The sequence below is a fragment of the Streptomyces sp. XH2 genome (assembly GCF_049725035.1).
In the GTDB taxonomy this organism is placed as follows: Bacteria; Actinomycetota; Actinomycetes; order Streptomycetales; family Streptomycetaceae; genus Streptomyces; species Streptomyces roseoverticillatus.
The window spans coordinates 82,734-106,147 of sequence record NZ_JBMMMZ010000019.1; the positions used below are offsets into that span (position 1 = coordinate 82,734).

1 protein-coding gene is annotated in these 23,414 nt (G+C 74.0%); it reads left to right on the forward strand.

Translation table 11 applies throughout. The features are described from left to right. Positions 1-109: 109 nt before the first annotated feature. Positions 110-23,341, forward strand: a complete 23,232-nt coding sequence (locus tag ACOTKD_RS33765; protein ID WP_424892819.1) for a type I polyketide synthase — start codon at positions 110-112, stop codon at positions 23,339-23,341. The last annotated feature ends 73 nt before the right edge of the window (positions 23,342-23,414 follow it).

The window sequence follows — 23,414 nt, forward strand, 5'->3', positions numbered from 1 at the left end:
GACCTGATCCCGTACCCCGCCGGAAACGCGGCCCCAGGCCCTTAACTAGGGTCACACCGCCATGTGCGCGGTGCCTTTTCGTTCTCTGTGTGGGTGGGTGGAGCGCAATATGGTCGAGTCCGGGCTCAACGGAACGGGGAATCGGGCCGGTTCGGCTTCGAAGGCTTCGGCGGCCTCAGCGGTTTCGACGGCCCCGGCGGCTTCGGCCGAGGCCGTGGCCGTCATCGGTCTGGCCTGCCGGCTGCCGGGGGCCGACGGTCCGGCCGCCTTCTGGCGGCTGCTCGGCGAGGGCGCGGACGCGATCACCGACGTCCCCCCGGACCGCTGGGACGGGGCCGCCGTGGCCGACGCCGACCCGACCGCGCCGGGCAGGACCGACATCCGCCGGGGCGGGTTCCTCGACCGCATCGGCCACTTCGACGCCGGGTTCTTCGGGCTCTCCCCCAAGGAGGCCGCGGCCATGGACCCGCAGCAGCGGCTCGTCCTGGAGCTGGCCTGGGAAGCGCTGGAGGACGCGCACGTGCGCGCCGGGACGCTGCGCTCCACCCGCACCGGCGTGTTCGTCGGCGCCATCTGGGACGACTACGCGACCCTGCACCACCGCTCCGGGCTCACGGCCATCTCCCCGCACACCGTCACCGGCCTGCACCGCAGCATCATCGCCAACCGGGTCTCGTACTTCCTCGGCCTCAACGGCCCCAGCCTGACCGTGGACTCCGGCCAGTCCTCCTCCCTGGTCTCGGTCCACCTCGCGTGCGAAAGCCTCCGCAAGGGCGAGTCGACGATCGCCCTCGCGGGCGGCGTGAGCCTCAACATCGTCCCCGAGAGCACCCTGGGCGCCGCCAAGTTCGGCGGCCTGTCACCGGACGGCCGCTGCTTCACCTTCGACGCCCGCGCCAACGGCTACGTCCGCGGCGAGGGCGGCGGCATCGTCGTCCTCAAGCCCCTGGCCCGGGCGATCGAGGACGGAGACCCGGTCTACTGCGTGATCCGCGGCAGCGCGGTCAACAACGACGGCGGCGGCGACGGCCTGACCGTACCCCTGCAGTCCGGGCAGGAGCAGGTGCTCCGGCTCGCCTACGAACGGGCCGGGGTCGACCCCGCCCACGTCGGCTACGTGGAACTGCACGGCACCGGCACCAAGGTCGGCGACCCCATCGAGGCGGCCGCGCTCGGCGCCGTGCTCGGCACGGGCCGCGACCCCGGCCGGCCGCTGCGCGTCGGCTCGGCCAAGACCAACGTCGGCCACCTGGAGGGCGCCGCGGGCATCACCGGCCTCCTCAAGGCCGCCCTGTCGCTCCGCCACCGCGCCCTGCCCGCCAGCCTCAACTTCGAGACCCCGAACCCGGCGATCCCGCTGACCCGGCTGAACCTCCGGGTGCAGACCGAGCACGCCGCCTGGGAGAACGAGGACGACCGCCCGCTGCTCGCCGGAGTCAGCTCGTTCGGCATGGGCGGCACCAACTGCCACATCGTGCTGGAGGAACACCGCGCGGGCGCGGAGACGGGTGCGGGTGCGGAGGCGGACACGGGAACGGCGGCGCCGACGCCGTGGCCGCTGTCCGCCAAGACCGCCTCCGGGCTGCGCGCCCAGGCCGCCGCCCTGCTCGCGCACGCCGAGGCGCACCCCGGCCTCGCCCTGCCCGACGTCGGCTGGTCGCTCGCCAACGGCCGCACCGCCTTCGAGCACCGGGCCGTCGTCGTGGGCGAGGACCGCGACGACTTCCTGCGCGCCCTGCGCGAGCTGTCCACCGGCGGAATCGACGCCGCACTGACCACGGGCCGCACCGGCCCGCGCGGGCAACTCGCCTTCCTCTTCTCGGGCCAGGGCAGCCAGCGAACCGGCATGGGCCGCGAACTGGCCGAGGCCTTCCCGGCGTTCGCCGCCGCCCTGGACGAGGTGTGCGCACAGCTCGACCCCCGGCTGCCGCGGCCGCTGCGCGAGGTCATGTTCGCCCCCGAGGGCTCCGAGGAAGCGGCCGAACTCGACCGGACCCTCTACACGCAGACCTCCCTGTTCGCCGTCGAGGTCGCCCTGTTCCGGCTCCTGGAGAGCTGGGGCATCACCCCCGGCCTGCTCATGGGCCACTCCATCGGCGAACTCGCCGCCGCGCACGTGGCCGGCGTCCTCTCCCTCGCCGACGCCTGCACTCTGGTCGCCGCGCGCGGCCGCCTGATGCAGGAGCTGCCCGCCGGCGGCGCCATGACCGCGGTCCAGGCCGCGGAGGACGAGGTCCGCGCCCGCATCGGCGACCGCACGGACCGCGTGAGCATCGCCGCGCTCAACGGCCCGGACTCCGTCGTCGTCTCCGGCGACGAGGACCTCGTCACCGAGATCGCCGACGCCTTCGCCGCCCTGGGCCGCAAGACCAGCCGGCTGCGGGTCAGCCACGCCTTCCACTCCCCGCACATGGAGCCCATGCTGGCGGAGTTCCGCCGGGTGGCCGAAGGCCTGACCTTCCACGCCCCGCGCATTCCGATCGTGTCCAACGTGACGGGCCGGCTGTCCGAGGATCCCGCGGGATACGAAGGGCGCTCGGCCGAGTACTGGGTCCGCCACGTCCGCGACGCGGTCCGGTTCACCGACGGCGTCGCCCGCCTCGACGAGCACGGAGTGCGCACCTACCTGGAGCTCGGCCCCGGCGGCGTACTGACCTCCATGGCCCGCGCCGGCGCCGGGGCCGGCAGTGACGCCCTGTTCGTCCCCGCCCTGCGCGCCCGCCGCCCCGAGGCACAGGCCCTGCTGGCAGCGGTCGCGTCGCTGCACGTCCACGGCCTGGACCCGGACTGGACCGCCCTGTTCGGCGGTCAGGGCGCACGTCGTAAGGTCGCGCTCCCCACCTACGCGTTCGAGCGGCAGCGGTACTGGCTGGACGGCGGCACCGCCTCCCCGGACGCCGGCACCACCTGGGCTCCTGCCGTCCCGCAGCCGGACGAGACCGCCGGGACCGCCGCGACCGCGAGCGCGCCCGCCGGCGCCCTGGGCCGGCGGCTCGCCGGCCTGCCCGAGGCCGGGCGCGACGAAGCCGTGCTCGACCTGGTCCGCGCCCACATCGCCGCCGTGCTCGGACACTCCGAAGCCGGCACGGTCGAGACCGAGTGGACGTTCAAGGACCTCGGCTTCGACTCGCTCAGCTCGGTGGAACTGCGTAACCAGCTCAGCGAGGCCACCGGGCTGCGCCTGCCCAGCGGCCTGCTGTTCGACCACCCGACCCCTGCCGCGCTCGCCCGCCACCTCGGCGCGGAATCCCTGGGCGAGGGCGCCGCGGTCGCCCCGCCCGGGACCGTCGCCGACCCCGACGAGCCCATCGCCATCGTGGCCATGAGCTGCCGCCTCCCCGGCGGAGTGCGCTCGCCGGAGGACCTGTGGCGGCTGGTCGCCTCCGGCGGCGACGCCGTCTCCGGATTCCCCACGGACCGCGGCTGGGACGTCGAAGCCCTCTACGACCCCGAGCCCGGCACCCCCGGCAAGTCCTCGACGCGGCAGGGCGGCTTCCTCCACGAGGCGGCCGAGTTCGACGCCGGCTTCTTCGGCATCAGCCCCCGCGAGGCCGCCGCCATCGACCCGCAGCAGCGGCTGGTCCTGGAGACCGCCTGGGAGGCCTTCGAGCGCGCCGGCATCGACCCCGCCACGCTGCGCGGCAGCCGGGCGGGCGTGTTCATCGGCGCGACGGCACAGGACTACGGCCCCCGGCTCCACGAGCCCGTCGACGGCATCGAGGGCTACCTGCTCACCGGCACGACGACCAGCGTCGCATCGGGCCGCGTGGCCTACTCGTTCGGCCTCGAGGGCCCCGCGGTCACGGTGGACACGGCGTGCTCGTCGTCCCTCGTCGCCCTGCACCTGGCCATCCAGTCGCTGCGGAGCGGCGAGTGCACGATGGCCCTGGCCGGCGGCGTCACCGTGATGTCCACGCCCGGCATGTTCGTGGAGTTCAGCCGCCAGCGCGGCCTGTCGGCCGACGGCCGGTGCAAGGCCTTCGCGGCCGGCGCGGACGGCACGGGCTGGGCCGAAGGCGTCGGCATGCTGCTCGTGGAGCGGCTCAGCGACGCCGAGCGCAACGGCCACCAGGTGCTGGCGGTGGTGCGCGGCAGCGCCGTCAACCAGGACGGTGCGTCCAACGGCCTGACCGCGCCGAACGGTCCTTCGCAGCAGCGGGTCATCCGCCAGGCCCTGGCCTCCGCCGGCCTCGCGCCCGCCGACGTCGACGCGGTCGAGGCGCACGGCACGGGCACGCGGCTCGGCGACCCGATCGAGGCGGAGGCCCTCATCGCCGCCTACGGCCAGGGGCGGGACGGCGACCGGCCGCTGTGGCTGGGTTCGCTGAAGTCCAACATCGGCCACACGCAGGCCGCCGCGGGCGTGGCCGGTGTGATCAAGATGGTGATGGCGATGCGGCACGGTGTGCTGCCGCAGACGCTGCACGTGGACGAGCCGACGCCGCATGTGGACTGGTCGGCGAGCGGCGTACGGCTGCTGACCGAGGCGGTGGAGTGGCCCGCGGCTGCGGGCGACATGCCGCGCCGGGCCGCGGTGTCCTCGTTCGGCATCAGCGGCACCAACGCGCACGTCATCGTCGAGCAGGTTCAAAGGAGCGAAGAGCCCGTCCGGGAGACGGCTGCTGCGGGACCGGTCCCGTGGGTGCTGTCGGCGAAGAGCGAGGCGGCGCTGCGGGACCAGGCGGGCCGGATGCTGTCCTTCCTGGACGCGGAGGGTGCCGAGGTCCGGCCGGCCGATGTGGGCTTCTCGCTGGCCACGTCGCGCGCGGTGCTGGAGCGCCGCGCGGCGATCGTGGGTGAGGACCTCGCCGACTTCCGGCGGGGCCTGGAGGCGCTGGTCTCGGGTGCTGCTCCGGTGGGCGGGGCCCTCGGGGGCAAGGTCGGGTTCCTGTTCTCGGGGCAGGGGTCGCAGCGGCAGGGGATGGGGCGTGAGCTGTATGCGGCGTACCCCGTTTTTGCTGCGGCGTATGACGAGGTGTGCGCGGAGCTGGATGCGCCGGTCGATGTCGATGGGGAAACGCTGCACCAGACCGGGTGCACCCAGCCCGCGTTGTTCGCTGTTGAGGTGGCCGTGTTCCGGCTGCTGGAGTCGTGGGGTGTGCGGCCGGATTACGTGGCGGGTCACTCCGTGGGCGAGATTGCGGCTGCGCATGTGGCAGGTGTGCTGTCTCTGCGGGATGCGGCGAAGTTGGTGTCGGCCCGTGCCGGGCTGATGCAGGCGCTGCCCGCGGGCGGTGCGATGGTAGCGGTGCAGGCGACTGAGGACGAGGTGCTGCCGCATCTGACCGACGGTGTCGGCATTGCGGCGATCAACGGTCCGCAGTCGGTCGTGGTCTCCGGTGCGGAGGACGCGGTCACCGCGATCGCCGAGGTCTTCAAGCAGCAGGGCCGCAAGACGTCCCGCTTGAAGGTCAGCCACGCCTTCCACTCGCCGTTGATGGACCCGATGCTCGCCGACTTCGCCGAGGTCGTGGGCGGTCTGTCGTTCAGCGAGCCGCAGATCCCCGTGGTGTCCAACCTGACCGGCCTCGTGGCCGAGGCGTACACCCCCGAGTACTGGGTCCGGCACGTCCGGGAGGCCGTCCGTTTCGCCGACGGTGTCCAGACCTTGCACGAGCTGGGTGTCACGACGTTCGTGGAGATCGGCCCCGGTGGCGTCCTCAGCGCCCTCACCCAGGGCTGCCTGGACGACGAAGCCGTCGTCACCGTCCCTGCTCTGCGTGCCGACCGTCCCGAGCCTGAGGCGATCGCCCTCGCCGTCGGTCAGCTGCACACCCACGGCGTCTCCCCGGACTGGCAGGCGCTGTTCCCCGGCGCCCGCCGCGTCGACCTGCCCACCTACGCCTTCCAGCGCGAGCGCTACTGGCTCGATGCGCCTCAGGCGGCGCTCGCCGGCGCCCCGGAGGCGATGGACGCCGAGTTCTGGGACTCCGTCGAGAGCGAGGACCGCGCGTCTCTCGGTGCGCTCCTGGGGCTGGCCCCCGACGAGCTGGACGTGGTCGCGCCCAAGCTGTCCGCCTGGCGCCGTCAGCGGCGCGAGCAGTCCGCCGCCGACGGCTGGCGCTACCGGATCACCTGGCAGCCGCTCGGTGACATGGAGCGCGCCGTTCCGGCGGGGACCTGGCTCTACGTGGTCTCCGAGGAGACCGCGTGGACCGCGTCGATCCACGCCGGGCTCACGGAACTCGGTGTCGAGCTCGTCCCGTTCGTCGTGGACGAGGACACCGACCGCGACTCCCTGGGCCGGGCCCTGGCCGACGCGGGGCAAGGTCGGGCCGACGGCATCGTGTTCGCCGCGGCAGGTGCTGAAGCGGGGGCCGCGGCAGGGACGGACGCCCTCCAGCGGCTCGTCCTGCTCGTCCAGGCTCTCGGCGACGCCGGGATCGAGGCCCCGCTGTGGTGCCTGACCACCGGCGCGGTGTCGACCGGCCCCTCCGACCCGCTCACCGACCCCGCCTCGGCCCGGATCTGGGGTCTGGGCCGGGTCGTGGCCCTGGAGCAGCCGCAGCGCTGGGGCGGGCTCGTCGACCTGCCCGCCGACCCCGGCTCCCGCTCGCTGGAGCGGCTGGCCGGCCTGCTGACCCGGGCCGACGAGGACCAGCTCGCCGTACGCGCCTCCGGCGTGTCCGCCCGCCGTCTCGTCCGCGCGCCGCAGAGCGCGGCACCGGTGGACGCGCCCTGGTCGCCGCGCGGCACGGTGCTCGTGACCGGCGGCACGGGTGCGCTCGGCGGGCACGTGGCCCGCTGGCTCGCCGGCGCCGGCGCCGAACACCTGCTGCTCACCAGCCGTCGTGGACCCGAGGCTCCCGGCGCCGCCGAGCTCAAGACGGAGCTGGAGGAACTGGGCGCGCGGGTCACCGTCGCCGCGTGCGACGCAGCCGACCGCGACGCGCTCGCCGCCCTGTTCGACCAGCACACCGTGAACGCCGTGGTGCACACCGCGGGCGTGCTCGACGACGGCCTGGTCGAATCGCTCACGGCCGAGCGGCTGAACCACGTGCTGCGTCCCAAGGCGGACGCCGCGCTCCACCTGCACGAGCTCACCCGGGACCGCCGGGACCTCGACGCGTTCGTCCTCTTCTCGTCGATGACCGGCGTCTGGGGCAACGGCGGCCAGGGCGCCTACGGTGCCGCGAACGCCTTCCTCGACGCCCTCGCCGAGCAGCGCCGGGCGCAGGGCCTGCCCGCGCTGGCCGTCGCGTGGGGGTCCTGGGCGGACGGCGGCATGGCCGACGGCGCCGCCGGCGACCACCTGCGGCGGCGCGGCGTCCGGGCGATCGCGGCCCGGCCCGCGATCTCCGTGCTGCACGGCGCACTGACCCACGGCGAGACCTCCGTGACCGTCGCGGACGTGGACTGGGACCGCTTCGTCCCGGCCTTCGCCGGTACGCGCCCCTGCCCGCTGCTGCAGGGCGTGCCCGAGGCCCGTACGGCCCTCGAAGCCCGCGCCCGGGCCGCGCAGAGCACCGAAGCGCCCGCGTCCGCTCTGGTCCGGCGCCTGCTGGACGCCGCACCGGGGGAGCAGGACCGCGCCCTGCTGGACCTGGTCCGCGAGCAGGCCGCCACGGTGCTCGGCCACACGGGCAAGGGCGGTTTCGAGGCCGACCGGACGTTCCGCGAGACCGGCTTCGACTCCCTCACCGCCGTCGAACTGCGCCACAGGCTCAACACGGCCACCGGCCTCAAGCTGCCCACCACCCTCGTCTTCGACCACCCGACCCCCACTGCCCTCGCCCGTCACCTGCGCGAGGAACTCCTCGGCCGGCACGGGCTGGAGGCGGAGGCCGCGCGTGCGACGACCGCCGCCGCGACCGACGAGCCCCTCGCGATCGTCAGCATGAGCTGCCGCTTCCCGGGCGGCGTCCAGTCGCCGGAGGACCTGTGGGAGCTGCTGCGCTCCGGCCGCGACGCGGTCTCCGGCTTCCCCACCGACCGCGGCTGGGACATCGACTCCCTCTACGACCCCGACCCCGACCGGTCCGGCCGGACGTACGCGCGTGACGGCGCGTTCATCGACGGCGCCGACCGCTTCGACGCCGGCCTCTTCGGGATCTCGCCGCGCGAGGCGCTGGCGATGGACCCGCAGCAGCGCCTGCTCCTGGAGACCGCGTGGGAGGCGTTCGAGCGCGCCGGCATCGCCCCCGCGTCCGTCCGCGCCAGCCGGACCGGTGTCTTCATCGGCACCAACGGCCAGGACTACGCCAACGGGCTGCGCAACGCCCCCGAGGAGATCGAGGGATACGCGCTCACCGGCAAGGCGGCCTCGGTCGTCTCCGGCCGCATCTCGTACACGTTCGGCCTCGAAGGCCCGGCGGTCACCGTCGACACGGCGTGCTCGTCGTCGCTGGTGGCCCTCCACCTCGCCGCGCAGGCACTGCGGAGCGGCGAGTGCACGATGGCCCTGGTCGGCGGCGTCACCATCATGACCACGCCGGACCTGTTCGTGGAGTTCAGCCGCCAGCGCGGCCTGTCGCCCGACGGGCGGTGCAAGGCGTTCGCGGCCGGTGCCGACGGCACGGGCTGGGGCGAAGGCGTCGGTCTGCTCCTGGTGGAGCGGCTCAGCGACGCCGAGCGCAACGGTCACCAGGTGCTGGCGGTCGTACGGGGCAGCGCGGTCAATCAGGACGGCGCGTCCAACGGCCTGACCGCCCCCAACGGCCCCTCGCAGCAGCGCGTGATCCGGCAGGCCCTGGCCTCGGCCGGGCTCACCCCGGCCGACGTGGACGCGGTCGAGGCGCACGGCACGGGCACGAAGCTGGGCGACCCGATCGAGGCGCAGGCGCTCCTCGCCACGTACGGCCAGGAGCACTCCGGCGACCGGCCGCTGTGGCTGGGCTCGGTCAAGTCCAACATCGGTCACACGCAGGCCGCCGCGGGCGTGGCCGGTGTGATCAAGATGGTGCTGGCGCTGCAGCACGGTGTGCTGCCGCAGACCCTGCACGTGGACGAGCCGACCGCGCACGTCGACTGGTCGGCGGGCGCCGTGCGCCTGCTGACCGAGCCGGTGGACTGGCCCGGCACCGCCGGACCCCGCCGGGCCGCGGTGTCCTCCTTCGGCATCGGCGGCACCAACGCCCACACGATCATCGAAGAGGCGCCCGCCCCGGCCGCCGCCGCACCGGCCGGGGAGCACCGCCCGGTGCCCGTGCCGTGGGTGCTCTCGGCGAAGAGCGAGGCGGCGCTGCGGGCACAGGCGGAGCGCCTGCTGGCCTTCGCGGCCGACGACGTGTCGCCCGTCGACGCCGGATTCTCGTCGGCCACGACGCGATCGGCGCTGGAGCACCGCGCGGCCGTGATCGGCACCGACGCGGCCGAGCTGCGGGCGGGGCTGGAGGCCCTCGCCGCCGGCGAAGCGCCGGCGAACGTCGTCACCGGGCGCGCGCACTCGGCGGACAAGGCCGGCTTCCTGTTCTCGGGCCAGGGCTCGCAGCGGATCGGCATGGGCCGTGAGCTGTACGAGGCGTACCCCGTCTTTGCCGCGGCCTACGACGAGGCGTGTGCGCTGCTGGACGCGCCGGTGGATGTCGAGTCGGAGGAGCTGAACCAGACGGGGTCGACGCAGCCCGCGTTGTTCGCTGTTGAGGTGGCGCTGTTCCGGCTGCTGGAGTCGTGGGGTGTGCGGCCGGATTACGTGGCCGGTCACTCGGTCGGTGAGATTGCGGCTGCTCATGTGGCGGGTGTGTTGTCGCTCGCCGACGCGGCGAAGCTGGTGTCGGCGCGTGCCGCGCTGATGCAGGCGCTGCCGGCCGGTGGTGCGATGGTGGCGGTTCAGGCCACTGAGGACGAGGTGCTGCCACACCTGACCGAGCAGGCCGGCATCGCGGCGATCAACGGGCCGCAGTCGGTCGTGGTCTCCGGTGCCGAAGGTGCCGTGCTGGAGGTCGCCGAGGTCTTCAAGCAGCAGGGCCGCAAGACGTCCCGCCTGAAGGTCAGCCACGCCTTCCACTCGCCGCTCATGGACCCCATGCTGGAGGAGTTCGCGCAGGTCGTCCGCGGTCTCACCTTCCATGAGCCGCGGATCCCGGTGGTCTCCACCCTCACCGGCCGCCTGGCGGAGCCGTACACGCCGGAGTACTGGGTCCGGCACGTCCGCGAGGCCGTCCGCTTCGCCGACGGGGTCCGGACCCTGCACGACCTGGGTGTCACGACGTTCGTGGAGATCGGCCCCGGCGGCGTCCTCAGCGCCCTCGCCCAGGGCTGCCTCGACGACGACGTCACCACCATCCCCGTGCTCCGCGCCGACCGCCCCGAGCCGCAGGCGATCACCACCGCGTACGCCCAGCTGCACGTCGGCGGCCTCGAAGTGGACTGGCACGCCTTCTTCCCCGGCGCCCGCCGCATCGGCCTGCCCACGTACGCCTTCCAGCGCGAGCGCTACTGGCTCGACGCCCCCGCCTCCGCCGGTGACATGCGCGCGGTGGGCCAGGGCGAGGCCGGTCACCCGCTGCTCGGCGCCGCCGTGCCGCTGGCCGGCGGCGACGGGCACCTGCTCACCGGGCGGCTCTCGGTGCACACGCACCCGTGGCTGGTGGACCACGCCGTGAACGGGGTCGCCCTCCTGCCGGGCACCGCGTTCGTCGAGCTGGCGATCACCGCTGCCGACGCCGTGGGCTGCGACCTGCTGGAAGAACTGACGCTGGAGACACCGCTGCTCGTGCCCGGGCGCGGCGGCGTCGCCCTGCAGGTGCGCGTCGGCGCCGACGACGGCTCGGGCCGCCGGCCGCTGACCGTGCACTCGCGGACCGACGACGGGAACGCCCACGCGCACGAGGACGAGTCCGAGCGGGCCTGGGTCCGGCACGCCTCCGGCTCCCTGGCCGTCGCCACGGCCCCCGTGGACGGCTCGCTCGCCGCGTGGCCGCCCGTGGGCGCGGAGCCGGTCGACGTCGGCGGGTTCTACGACCGCCTCGCGGGCATGGCGCTCGACTACGGCCCCGTCTTCCAGGGGCTGCGTGCCGCCTGGCGGAGCGGGGACGACTTCTTCGCCGAGGTGGAACTGCCCGGCGCGGAGCACACGAACGCGAGCGCGTACGGTCTGCACCCCGCGCTGTTCGACGCCGCCCTGCACACCGTCTGGCTGGGTGCGGTCGAGCCCGAGGCCGGGACGGGCAACGGGCTGCTGCCCTTCGCCTGGAGCGGCGTGCGCCTGGCGGCCGCCGGAGCCTCCGCCCTGCGGGTGAAGGTCTCGCGCGCCGGCACCGGCACCTCCACGGTGTCGCTGGTGCTGGCCGACGGCACCGGCGAGCCGGTCGCACGGATCGACTCCCTCACCCTGCGCCCGGTCCCCGCCGACCAGTTGCGCGCCGGTTCCGGTGACGACTCGGTCTTCGGCCTGGAGTGGACACCGCTCAGCCTGCCGGCCGCGCCGGACGGCACGAGGACCGAGACGTACGAAGACCTCGCCGCGCTGCAGGCCGCCGGCGCACTGCCGGACGCCGGCACCGACGCGGTGGTCGTGCCGTGCCCGACCGGGTCCGGTACGGACACCGCCGCCCGGGCCCGCGAGGTCGGCAACGCCGTGCTGGAGCTGGTGCAGTGGTGGCTGGCCGAGGAACGCCCGTCGCGGCTCGTGCTGGTGATGCGTACGGGAGACCTTGCCCAGTCGGTGGTCCGCGGACTGGTGCGCTCGGCACAGAGCGAGAATCCCGACCGCATCGTGCTGGTCGAGACCGATGGCGCGCCCGATTCCGACGCAGGTCTCGCCGGGCTGCTGCCCGCCCTGATCGCCTCCGGCGAGCCGCAGGCCGCGGTGCGCGCGGGCGAGGTCCTGGTGCCGAGGCTGGTCCGCACCGCCGCGCCGGACACGGAGACGCAGCTCCCGGATCTCGGTTCCGGCACCGTCCTGCTCACCGGCGCGTCCGGCGGGCTGGGCGGACTGTTCGCCCGGCACCTGGTCGCCGAGCACGATGTTCGCAGCCTGCTGCTCGTCAGCCGCCGCGGCGGGGACGCGCCCGGCGCGGCCGAGCTCGCCGCCGACCTGACCGCGCGGGGCGCCGACGTCACCTGGGCCGCCTGCGACGTGGCCGACCGCGATGCCGTCCGTGAACTCCTGACCGGGCGGAGCCTGTCCGCGATCATCCACACCGCCGGCGTCCTGGACGACGGAATCATCGGTTCGCTGACTCCCGAGCGGCTGGACGGCGTGTTCCGCCCCAAGGTGGACGCGGCGCTGAACCTGCACGAACTGTCCGGTGAGCTGCCCGGCGGCCTGTCCGCGTTCGTGCTCTTCTCCTCCGTGGCGGGCACCCTCGGCACGCCGGGTCAGGGGAACTACGCCGCCGCCAACACCTTCCTCGACGCCCTCGCCGAGCACCGCCGCGCCCAGGGCCTGCCCGCCACCTCGCTGGCCTGGGGCCTGTGGGCGCAGGACAGCGACAGCGCGATGACCGGCGGCCTCGACCACACCGATCTCACGCGCATCAAGCGCATGGGCCTCGCCGCGATCCCGCCGGCGGAGGGCCTGCGCATGTTCGACGCGGCCCTGGCTACCGGGCGGGCGGCGGTCGTCCCGGTCCGGCTGGACACCTCCGCCTTCCGCGACGGGCAGGGACAGCAGTCCGTGCCGCCGGTCCTGCGCGGACTGGTCCGGCTCGCGCCGGTGCGGCGCGCGGCAGCGGCGGCGAAGGCGGCCTCGTCCTCCCTGGGGCAGCGGCTGGCCGGGCTGCCGGAGGCCGAGCGCGAGCAGGCGGTGCTGGACCTGGTCCGCACCGAGGTCGCCGCCGTGCTCGGGCACGCCGGCGCACAGTCGGTCGGCGCGGACGACTCGTTCAAGGACATCGGGTTCGATTCGCTGACCGCCGTCGAACTGCGCAACCGGCTCAACGCGGCCGTCGGCATGCGCCTGCCCGCCACGCTGATCTTCGACTACCCGAACCCGCTCACCCTCGCCCGCTTCCTCACCGCCGAAGCCGCAGGCTCCGGCGAGGCGGCGGCCGTGCCGGCGACCGTCCCCACGGCCGGCGGCACGGTGGACGAGCCGATCGCGATCGTGGGCATGGCCTGCCGGTACCCCGGTGGCGTGCGGTCGCCCGAAGACCTGTGGCAGCTGGTGTTCTCCGGCCGCGACGCGGTGTCGGGCTTCCCCACCGACCGCGGCTGGGACGTCGAGAAGCTCTACGACCCGGACCCCGACCAGTGGGGCACCAGCTACACCCGAGAAGGCGGCTTCCTGCACGACGCGGCCGACTTCGACGCCGAGTTCTTCGGGATCTCGCCGCGGGAGGCGCTGGCGATGGACCCGCAGCAGCGGCTGCTGCTGGAGACGTCGTGGGAGGCGTTCGAGCGCGCCGGCATCGATCCGGCCTCGGTGCGGGGCAGCAGGACCGGTGTGTTCGCCGGCGTGATGTACCACGACTACGGCGGGCGCGTGCACACCTCGCCCGCGGGCCTTGAGGGCTACCTCGTCAACGGCAGTGCCGGCAGTGTCGCTTCGGGCCGCGTCTCGTACACGTTCGGCCTCGAAGGCCCGGCGGTCACGGTCGACACGGCGTGCTCGTCGTCCCTGGTGGCCCTGCACCTGGCGACCCAGGCGCTGCGGAGCGGCGAGTGCTCGATGGCTCTCGTCGGCGGTGTCACGGTGATGGCCGGCCCGTCCGTGTTCGTGGAGTTCAGCCGTCAGCGCGGCCTGTCGGCGGACGGCCGGTGCAAGGCGTTCGGGGCCGGTGCGGACGGTACGGGCTGGGCCGAGGGCGCGGGCATGCTGCTCGTGGAGCGGCTGTCCGATGCCCGGCGCAACGGGCACAAGGTGCTGGCCGTCGTCCGCGGTACGGCAGTGAACCAGGACGGTGCGTCCAACGGCCTGACGGCCCCGAACGGCCCGGCGCAGCAGCGGGTGATCCGGCAGGCGCTCGCGAACGCCGGTGTGTCCTCGGACCAGGTCCACGCGGTCGAAGCGCACGGTACGGGCACGAAGCTGGGCGACCCGATCGAGGCGCAGGCGCTCCTCGCCACGTACGGGCAGGAGCGTCCCGAGGGGCAGCCGTTGTGGCTGGGTTCGCTGAAGTCCAACATCGGTCACTCGCAGGCGGCCGCGGGCGTCGGTGGTGTGATCAAGATGGTGATGGCGATGCGGCACGGCGTGCTGCCGCGGACGCTGCACGTGGACGAGCCGACGCCGCACGTGGACTGGTCGGCGGGCGCGGTGCGGCTGCTGACCGAGGCGGTGGAGTGGCCCGCGGGCGACGCGCCGCGGCGGGCGGCGGTGTCCTCGTTCGGTGTGAGCGGTACGAACGCCCACGTGATCGTCGAGCAGGCACCTGCCACCGCCGAAGAGTCCCCGGCTCCGATGCCTGACACGGTTGTGCCGTGGGTGCTGTCGGCGAAGAGCGAGGCGGCGCTGCGGGACCAGGCGGGCCGGATGCTGTCCTTCCTGGACGCGGAGGGTGCCGGGGTCCGGCCGGCCGATGTGGGCTTCTCGCTGGCCACGTCGCGCGCGGTGCTGGAGCGCCGCGCGGCGATCGTGGGCGGGGACCTCGCCGAGATCCGGCGGGGCCTGGAGGCGCTGGCCTCGGGTGCTGCTCCGGTGGGCGGGGCCCTCGGGGGCAAGGTCGGGTTCCTGTTCTCGGGTCAGGGGTCGCAGCGGCTGGGAATGGGAGGTGAGCTGTATGCGGCGTACCCCGTCTTTGCTGCTGCTTATGACGAGGTGTGCGCGATGCTGGACGCGCCGGTGGATGTCGGCTCGGAGGAGCTGAACCAGACCGGTTCGACGCAGCCCGCGCTGTTCGCGGTCGAGGTGGCACTGTTCCGCCTCCTCGCATCGTGGGGTATCCGGCCGGATTACGTGGCGGGTCACTCGGTCGGTGAGATTGCGGCTGCTCATGTGGCAGGTGTGCTGTCTCTGCGGGATGCGGCGAAGTTGGTGTCGGCCCGTGCCGCGCTGATGCAGGCGCTGCCGGCCGGTGGTGCGATGGTCGCCGTGCAGGCGACCGAGGACGAGGTGCTGCCGCACCTGACCGACCAGGTCGGCATTGCGGCGGTCAACGGTCCGCAGTCCGTGGTGATTTCGGGCGCTGAGAGCGCCGTCACCGCGATTGCCGAGGTGTTCGCCGGTCAGGGCCGTAAGACGTCCCGTCTGAAGGTCAGCCACGCCTTCCACTCTCCGCTCATGGACCCCATGCTGGAGGAGTTCGCGCAGGTCGTCCGTGGCCTGACTTTCAGTGAGCCGCAGGTCCCGGTGGTTTCCACCCTCACCGGCCGCCTGGCGGAGCCGTACACGGCCGAGTACTGGGTCCGGCACGTCCGGGAGGCCGTCCGTTTCGCCGACGGCGTGCGGACCCTCAGCGACCTGGGCGTGACCACGTTCGTGGAGATCGGCCCGGGTGGTGTGCTGAGCGCCCTCACCCAGGGTTGCCTGGACGACGAAGCCGTCGTCACCGTCCCTGCCCTGCGTGCCGACCGTCCCGAGCCTGAGGCGATCGCCCTCGCCGTCGGTCAGCTGCACACCCACGGCGTCTCCCCGGACTGGCAGGCGCTGTTCCCCGGCGCCCGCCGCGTCGACCTGCCCACCTACGCCTTCCAGCGCCAGCGCTACTGGCTTGACGTACCGCGAGCATCCGGTGACGTCCGGGCCGCGGGTCTGGGGGCGGCGGACCACCCGCTGCTCGGCGCCGCGATCGCGACCGCCGGCAGCGACGGGGTACTGCTCACCGGGCTGCTCTCCCTCGACTCCCACCCGTGGCTCTCCGACCACGCCGTGAACGGGACCGTTCTGCTGCCGGGCACCGCGTTCGTCGAGCTGGCGGTCCGGGCGGGCGACGAGGCCGGCTGCGGATGGATCGAGGACCTCACCCTGGAACTTCCCCTGGTCGTGCCCGAGCGCGGCGCCGTCACCCTTCAGGTGGCGGCCGGACCCGAGGACGAGGCGGGCCGGCGGCAGCTGACCGTGCACTCACGCGTCGAGGAGGGTTCCTGGGTACGGCACGCGACCGGTGTGCTGTCCTCGGCGGAGGCGCCGCCCGCTGCGGACATCGGCGCATGGCCGCCCGCAGGTGCGGAGGCCGTCGACCTGACCGCGTTCTACGAGGGCATGGCCGCCTCAGGCCTGGACTACGGTCCGGTCTTCCAGGGCCTGCGGGCGGTGTGGCGCGGCGGGGACGACGTCTTCGCCGAGGTCGAACTGCCGGAGGAGCCGGGCGCCGACGCGGCTTCGTTCGCCCTGCACCCGGCGCTGCTGGACGCTGCTCTGCACGCCCTGGCCGCCGGCGGGCTGGTCTCCCTGGACGACGGCCCGGCCCTGCCGTTCGCATGGTCCGGTGTCGCCGTCCACGCCACCGGCGCGGCCATGGTGCGGGTGAAGCTGTCGCGGACGGGCAGCGGTTCGATGACGCTGGCCGTGGCCGACGGCGCCGGTGAACCGGTGGCCTCGGTCGAGTCGCTGTCGCTGCGGGCCGTGTCGGCGGAGCAACTGCGCGGGGCCGGTGACGGCAGCCCGCTGTTCGGGCTGGAGTGGACGCCGTTCACCCTGCCCTCCGCCTCCTCCGAAGCGCTGGTGATCGAGTCCGTCGCGGACTTCGCCGCGCTGCGGGAGCCGGAAGGGACCTCGAACACCCCGGGCATCCCGGACGTCGTAGTCGTGCCCTGCCCGGCAGGGACCGGCGAGGACATCGCCGCCCGGGTCCGTGACGTCACCCATGCCGTGCTGGAGCTGGTGCAGCAGTGGCTGATGGAGGAGCGTCCGGAGCGCCTGGCGCTGGTGACCCGACCCGGTGACCTGGCCCATGCCGCGGTGCGGGGTCTCGTGCGCTCCGCTCAGTCGGAGAACCCGGACCGGATCGTGCTGGTGGAGGCCGAGGACACCGACGAGGTCGTCCGCGTGCTGCCCGCCGTTGTTGCTGCCGGTGAGCCGCAGTTCGCGGTGCGCGGCGAGCAGGTCCTCGTACCGCGCCTGACGAAGGCCACCGGAGCCGCCTCCGGCACGCCGGACTTCGGCGCCGGCCCCGTCCTGCTGACCGGCGCGTCCGGCGCGCTGGGCGGCATCGTCGCCCGGCACCTGGTCGCCGCCCACGGCGTGCGCAGCCTGCTCCTGCTCAGCCGGCGCGGCGCGGACGCCCCCGGCGCGGTCGAGCTGGAGGCCGATCTGGCCGCGCGGGGCGCCGAGGTGCGCTGGGCGGCCTGCGACGCGGCCGACCGCGACGCCCTCTCCGCCGTGCTCGCCGACGCGCCGGTGACGGCCGTCGTGCACACGGCCGGCGTCCTCGACGACGGCGTGATCGCCGCGCTGACCCCGGAGCGCATGGACGCGGTGCTGCGCCCGAAGGTGGACGCCGTGCTGAACCTCCACGAGCTGACGGGCGACCTGTCGGCGTTCGTGGTCTTCTCGTCGGTGTCCGGGATCCTGGGCAGCGCCGGGCAGGGCAACTACGCGGCGGCGAACACCTTCCTCGACGCCTTCGCCGAAGCCCGCCGCGCCCAGGGCCTCCCCGCGACCTCGCTGGCGTGGGGCCTGTGGGAGCAGGGCAGCGGCATGGCCGACCGCCTCGACCAGGCCGACCTCACCCGGCTCAAGCGGGTGGGCCTGGCCCCGATAGCCGTCGGCGAAGGACTGCGGATGTTCGACGCGGCGCTGGCCCTGGACCGGGCGACCGTCGCCCCGCTGAGACTGGACCTCGGCGGTCTGCAGGGCACGGTGCCTCCGGTGCTGCGAGGACTGCGCGGCCCCGTACGGGGAACGGCGCGGCGCGCGGCGCAGACCGCACCGAAGGGAACGCTGGGGCAGCGGCTGGCCGGGCTGCCGGAGGCCGAGCGCGAGCGGGCGGTGCTGGACCTGGTCCGCACCGAGGTCGCCGCCGTGCTCGGACACGCCTCCGTCCAGGCCGTCCAGCCGGAACACGCCTTCCAGGACGCCGGATTCGACTCGCTCACCTCGGTGGAGCTGCGCAACCGCCTGAACGCGGCGACCGGGCTGCGGCTCCCCGCGACCATGGTCTTCGACCACCCGACGCCCGCCGCGCTCTCCCGCTTCCTGCTGGCCGAGACGCTGGGCGTCCAGGAGCGGTCCGAGGCCGCGGTCGCCGCGGTCGCCGGGACGGACGAACCGATCGCGATCGTGGGCATGGCCTGCCGGTTCCCCGGCGACGTGCGGTCGCCCGAGGACCTGTGGCACCTCGTCGCGTCCGGCGGCGACGCGATCTCCGGCTTCCCCGAGGACCGCGGCTGGGACGTCGAGAACCTCTACGACCCCGACCCCGACCGCTCCGGCAAGTCCTACGTGCGCCACGGCGGCTTCCTCCACGAGGCGGCCGAGTTCGACCCGTCCTTCTTCGGGATCTCGCCGCGCGAGGCGCTGGCGATGGACCCGCAGCAGCGGCTGCTGCTGGAGACGTCATGGGAGGCCTTCGAGCGCGCCGGCATCGACCCCGCCTCGGTGCGGGGCAGCAGGACCGGTGTCTTCGCCGGCGTGATGTACCACGACTACGGCGGCCGGGTGAAGACGGCCCCGGAGGGCATGGACGCCTACCTGGGCAGCGGCAGCGCGGGCAGCATCGCTTCGGGCCGCGTCTCGTACACGTTCGGCCTCGAAGGCCCGGCGGTCACGGTCGACACGGCGTGCTCGTCCTCGCTCGTGGCCCTGCACCTGGCGACCCAGGCGCTGCGCACCGGCGAGTGCTCGATGGCCCTGGTCGGCGGCGTCACCGTCATGGCGACCCCCTCCACGTTCGTGGAGTTCAGCCGTCAGCGCGGCCTGTCGGCGGACGGCCGGTGCAAGGCCTTCGCCGCCGGTGCGGACGGTACGGGCTGGGCCGAGGGCGCGGGCATGCTGCTCGTGGAGCGGCTGTCGGACGCGCGGCGCAACGGGCACAAGGTGCTGGCCGTCGTCCGCGGTACCGCGGTGAACCAGGACGGTGCCTCGAACGGGCTGACCGCACCCAACGGTCCCTCCCAGCAGCGCGTGATCCGGCAGGCGCTCGCGAACGCGGGCCTGTCCTCGGACCAGGTCCACGCGGTCGAAGCGCACGGCACGGGCACGAAGCTGGGCGACCCGATCGAGGCGCAGGCGCTGCTCGCGACGTACGGGCAGGAGCGGCCGGAGGACCGGCCGTTGTGGCTGGGTTCGCTGAAGTCCAACATCGGTCACTCGCAGGCGGCCGCGGGCGTCGGTGGTGTGATCAAGATGGTGATGGCGATGCAGCACGGCGTGCTGCCGCGGACGCTGCACGTGGACGAGCCGACGCCGCACGTGGACTGGTCGGCGGGCGCGGTGCGGCTGCTGACCGAGGCGGTGGAGTGGCCCGAGAGCGGCCTGCCGCGCCGCGCGGCGGTGTCGTCCTTCGGCATCAGCGGCACCAACGCCCACGTGATCGTCGAACAGGCGCCTGCCACCGCCGAAGAGTCCCCGGCTCCGAAGCCTGACGCGGTCGTGCCGTGGGTGCTGTCGGGCAGGACGGAAGCGGCGCTGCGGGCGCAGGCCGAGCGCCTGCTGTCCCTCTCCGACGCGGCCACGGACCTGCGGCCGGCCGACATCGGCTTCTCGCTTGCCACCTCGCGCTCGGCGATGGAGCACCGGGCCGCCGTCGTGGGGGAGAGCCGGGACGAACTCCTGGCAGGGCTCCGCGCGCTGGCCGCGGGGTCCCCGTCCGCCCGGGTGGTCATGGGCGAGCCGGGCGCCGTGGGCAAGACCGGGTTCCTGTTCTCGGGCCAGGGTTCGCAGCGGATCGGCATGGGCCGTGAGCTGTACGCGGCCCACCCCGTGTTCGCCACCGCGTATGACGAGGTGTGCGCGATGCTGGACGCGCCCGTCGACGTCGACTCGGAGGAACTGAACCAGACCGGGTCGACGCAGCCCGCCCTCTTCGCTGTTGAGGTGGCGCTGTTCCGGCTCCTCGCATCGTGGGGTATCCGGCCGGATTACGTGGCGGGTCACTCGGTCGGTGAGATTGCGGCTGCTCATGTGGCAGGTGTGCTGTCTCTGCGGGATGCGGCGAAGTTGGTGTCGGCGCGTGCCGGGCTGATGCAGGCGCTGCCTGCGGGCGGTGCGATGGTCGCGGTGCAGGCGACCGAGGACGAGGTGCTGCCGCATCTGACCGACGGTGTCGGCATTGCGGCGATCAACGGTCCGCAGTCGGTTGTGGTCTCCGGTGCGGAGGACGCGGTCACCGCGATCGCCGAGGTCTTCAAGGAGCAGGGCCGCAAGACGTCCCGCTTGAAGGTCAGCCACGCGTTCCACTCGCCGCTGATGGATCCGATGCTGGAGGAGTTCGCGCAGGTCGTCCGCGGTCTCACCTTCCATGAGCCGCAGATCCCCGTGGTGTCCAACCTGACCGGCCTCGTGGCCGAGGCGTACACCCCCGAGTACTGGGTCCGGCACGTCCGCGAGGCCGTGCGCTTCGCCGACGGCGTGCAGACTCTGCACGAGCTGGGTGTCACGACGTTCGTGGAGATCGGCCCGGGCGGCGTGCTGAGCGCCCTCACCCAGGGCTGCCTCGACGACGGCGCGGTCACGGTCCCGGTCGTACGGGCCGACCGCCCCGAGCCGCAGGCCGTCGTCACCGCGCTCGGTGAACTGCACGTGCACGGCGTCTCCCCGGACTGGCAGGCGCTGTTCCCCGGTGCTCGCCGCGTCGACCTGCCCACGTACGCCTTCCAGTACGAGCGCTTCTGGCTCGAAGCGCCCGAGGAGTTCACCGGCGGTGCCGCCGCCACCGGACTCGGCCTGGGTGCGGCCGAGCACCCGCTGGCGGGTGCGGCGGTCGCGCTGCCGGGCGCCGGAGGGTACCTGGTCACCGGGCGGCTCTCGCTCAGGACCCACCCCTGGCTCGCCGACCACACGGTCATGGGCAGCGTGCTGCTGCCGGGCACCGCGCTCGTGGAGCTGGCCGTGCGCGCGGGCGACGAGGCCGGTTGCGCGCAGATCGAGGACCTGACGCTGGAAGCGCCGCTGATCGTCCCCGAGCGCGGCGGTGTCGCCGTGCAGGTGTGGGTCGGTGCCGAGGAAGAGGAGCCGGGCCGGCGCGCGCTGAGCGTGCACTCGCGGCGGGAGGACGCGCCGGACGACGCGCCGTGGGTGCGGCACGCGGTCGGCTTCCTGGCGGACGCTCTGCCCGAGCCGCCGCACGGTGCGGACGCCGGCGCGTGGCCGCCGGCGGGCGCGGAGGCCGTCGACCTGACGGCGTTCTACGAGGGCCTGGCCGGTCTCGGTCTGGGCTACGGCCCCGTCTTCCAGGGCCTGCGGTCGGTGTGGCGCAGCGGGGACGACGTCCTCGCCGAGGTCGCCCTGCCCGAGGGCACGGAAGCCGGCGCGTACGCGCTGCATCCAGCGCTGCTGGACTCGGCTCTCCACGCGATCGGCGCGGGCGGGCTCGTCCCCGTCGGCGACGGGCCGCTGCTGCCCTTCGCCTGGTCCGGGGTGAGTGTCCGGGCCGCGGGGGCGGCGGCGCTGCGGGTCAAGGTCTCGCGGACGGGCACCGACGCGGTGTCGCTGACCGTGGCCGACGCCGCGGGCGGCCTGGTGGCCACGGTCGGCTCGCTGTCGCTGCGGCCGGTGTCGCGCGAGCAGCTGCTCAGGGCCGGCGGCTCCGGCAGGGGCGCCGACGACTCGCTGTTCGGCCTCGCATGGCAGCCGGCGGCTCTCACCGGGACCGGCGCCGGGCTCGGCGTACGGAGTTACGCGGACCTGGCCGCTCTGTCCGCCGAACCGGCCCTTCCCGACGTCGCGGTCGTGCCGTGCCCGGCAGTCGCCGGTACGCACGGCGCCGAGCAGGTGCACGGCGTCGCGAGTGAGGTCCTGGAGCTGGTGCAGTGGTGGCTGGCGGAGGAGCGTCCGGGGCGGCTGGCGCTGGTGACCCGTCCCGGCGACCTGGCCCATGCCGCGGTGCGGGGTCTCGTGCGCTCTGCGCAGTCGGAGAACCCGGACCGGATCGTGCTGGTGGAGGCCGAGGACACGGAGGAAGCACTTCGCGTGCTGCCCGCCGCGGTCGCTTCCGGTGAGCCGCAGTTCGCGGTGCGCGGCGAGGACGTCCTCGTACCGCGCCTGACGAAGGCCGCCGCAGCCGCCTCCGACGGCGGAGACGTGCCGGACCTCGCCGACGGCACCGTCCTCGTGACCGGCGCCTCCGGCTCGCTGGGTGCGCTCGTCGCCCGGCACCTGGTGTCCGAGCACAAGGTGCGCCGGCTCCTGCTGGCGAGCCGCCGGGGCGCCGAGGCCCCCGGTGCGGCAGAGCTGGAGGCCGAGCTGGCCGCGTGGGGCGCCGAGGTCACCTGGGCGGCCTGTGACGTGGCGGACCGGGACGCCGTCTCCGGAATGCTGGAGCGGCTCGGCGGTCATCCGCTGTCGGCCGTCGTGCACACCGCGGGCGTTCTCGACGACGGGGTCGTCGGCTCGGTCACGCCCGAAAGGATGAGGGAGGTCTTCCGGCCCAAGGTGGACGCCGTGCTGAACCTGCACGACTGCACCCGGGAAATGGACCTGGCCGCCTTCGTGGTGTTCTCGTCCGTCGCCGGACTGGTCGGCAGCGCCGGCCAGGCGAGCTACGCGGCGGCAAATTCCTTCCTCGACGCCTTCGCGTCGTACCGCCGCCGTGAGGGCCTGCCCGCCCTTTCGCTGGCGTGGGGCGTGTGGGAGCAGTCCGGCGCGATGACGGACGGCCTCGCCGAGGCCGACCGGGCGCGGATGGCGCGCAGCGGCGTGCTGCCGCTGTCGCCGGAGGAGGGGCTGCGGCTCTTCGACGCGGCACTGGCGTCGCACGAGGCGGTGCTCGCCCCGGTCCGCATCGACACCGGTGCGCTGCGCACCGGTGAAGCGCCGGCGGTGTTGCGCGCTCTCGTGCCCGCCGCGGCCGCCCGGAGGACCGCGCAGGCCGCCGCCGTGCCCTCCGTGTCCTCGCTGGCCGAACGGCTGGAGGGGCTGCCGGAGGCCGAGCGGGGCAAGGCGGTCGAGGACCTGGTCCGGGCGGAGGTGGCCGCGGTCCTGGGCCACGCGTCGGCCCAATCGGTCCGGCCGGAACACGCCTTCCAGGACCTGGGATTCGACTCCCTCACGGCCGTGGAACTGCGCAACCGGCTGAACAAGGCCACCGGTCTGCGGCTTCCCGCGACCCTGGTCTTCGACTATCCGACGCCCGCTCTCCTCGCCCGTCACGTGCTCACGGAGACGGCCGGGGCGGCCGAACCAGCCCTAGTGGATTCCCTACTTGCTGACCTGGACAGGGTCGAACAAGAATTGGTCACGAAGTTGTCAGAGAGTGAAGCTCGCGACCGGATCCTGTCAAAGCTCCAGGCCGTATTGGCGATTGCCGGTGAATCCGGCAAGGCGCCGGTACCGGAAGGCCCTGGAACGGGCAGCGATCTGGAATCGGCCACGGACGACGAAGTATTCGATCTGCTCGGCAAGGAATTCGGGATCTCCTGACCGTTCCGGTTCCGGTGCGTCCCCAGTGACCCCTTGCCGAATTCCGGTAAGTCTTCGCAAGGGTGAGGGACGA

What these genes read in the sequence shown, in the direction of transcription:
- ACOTKD_RS33765 (WP_424892819.1), top strand. Translation starts at nt 110, where the DNA reads ATGGTCGAGTCCGGGCTCAACGGAACGGGGAATCGGGCCGGTTCGGCT.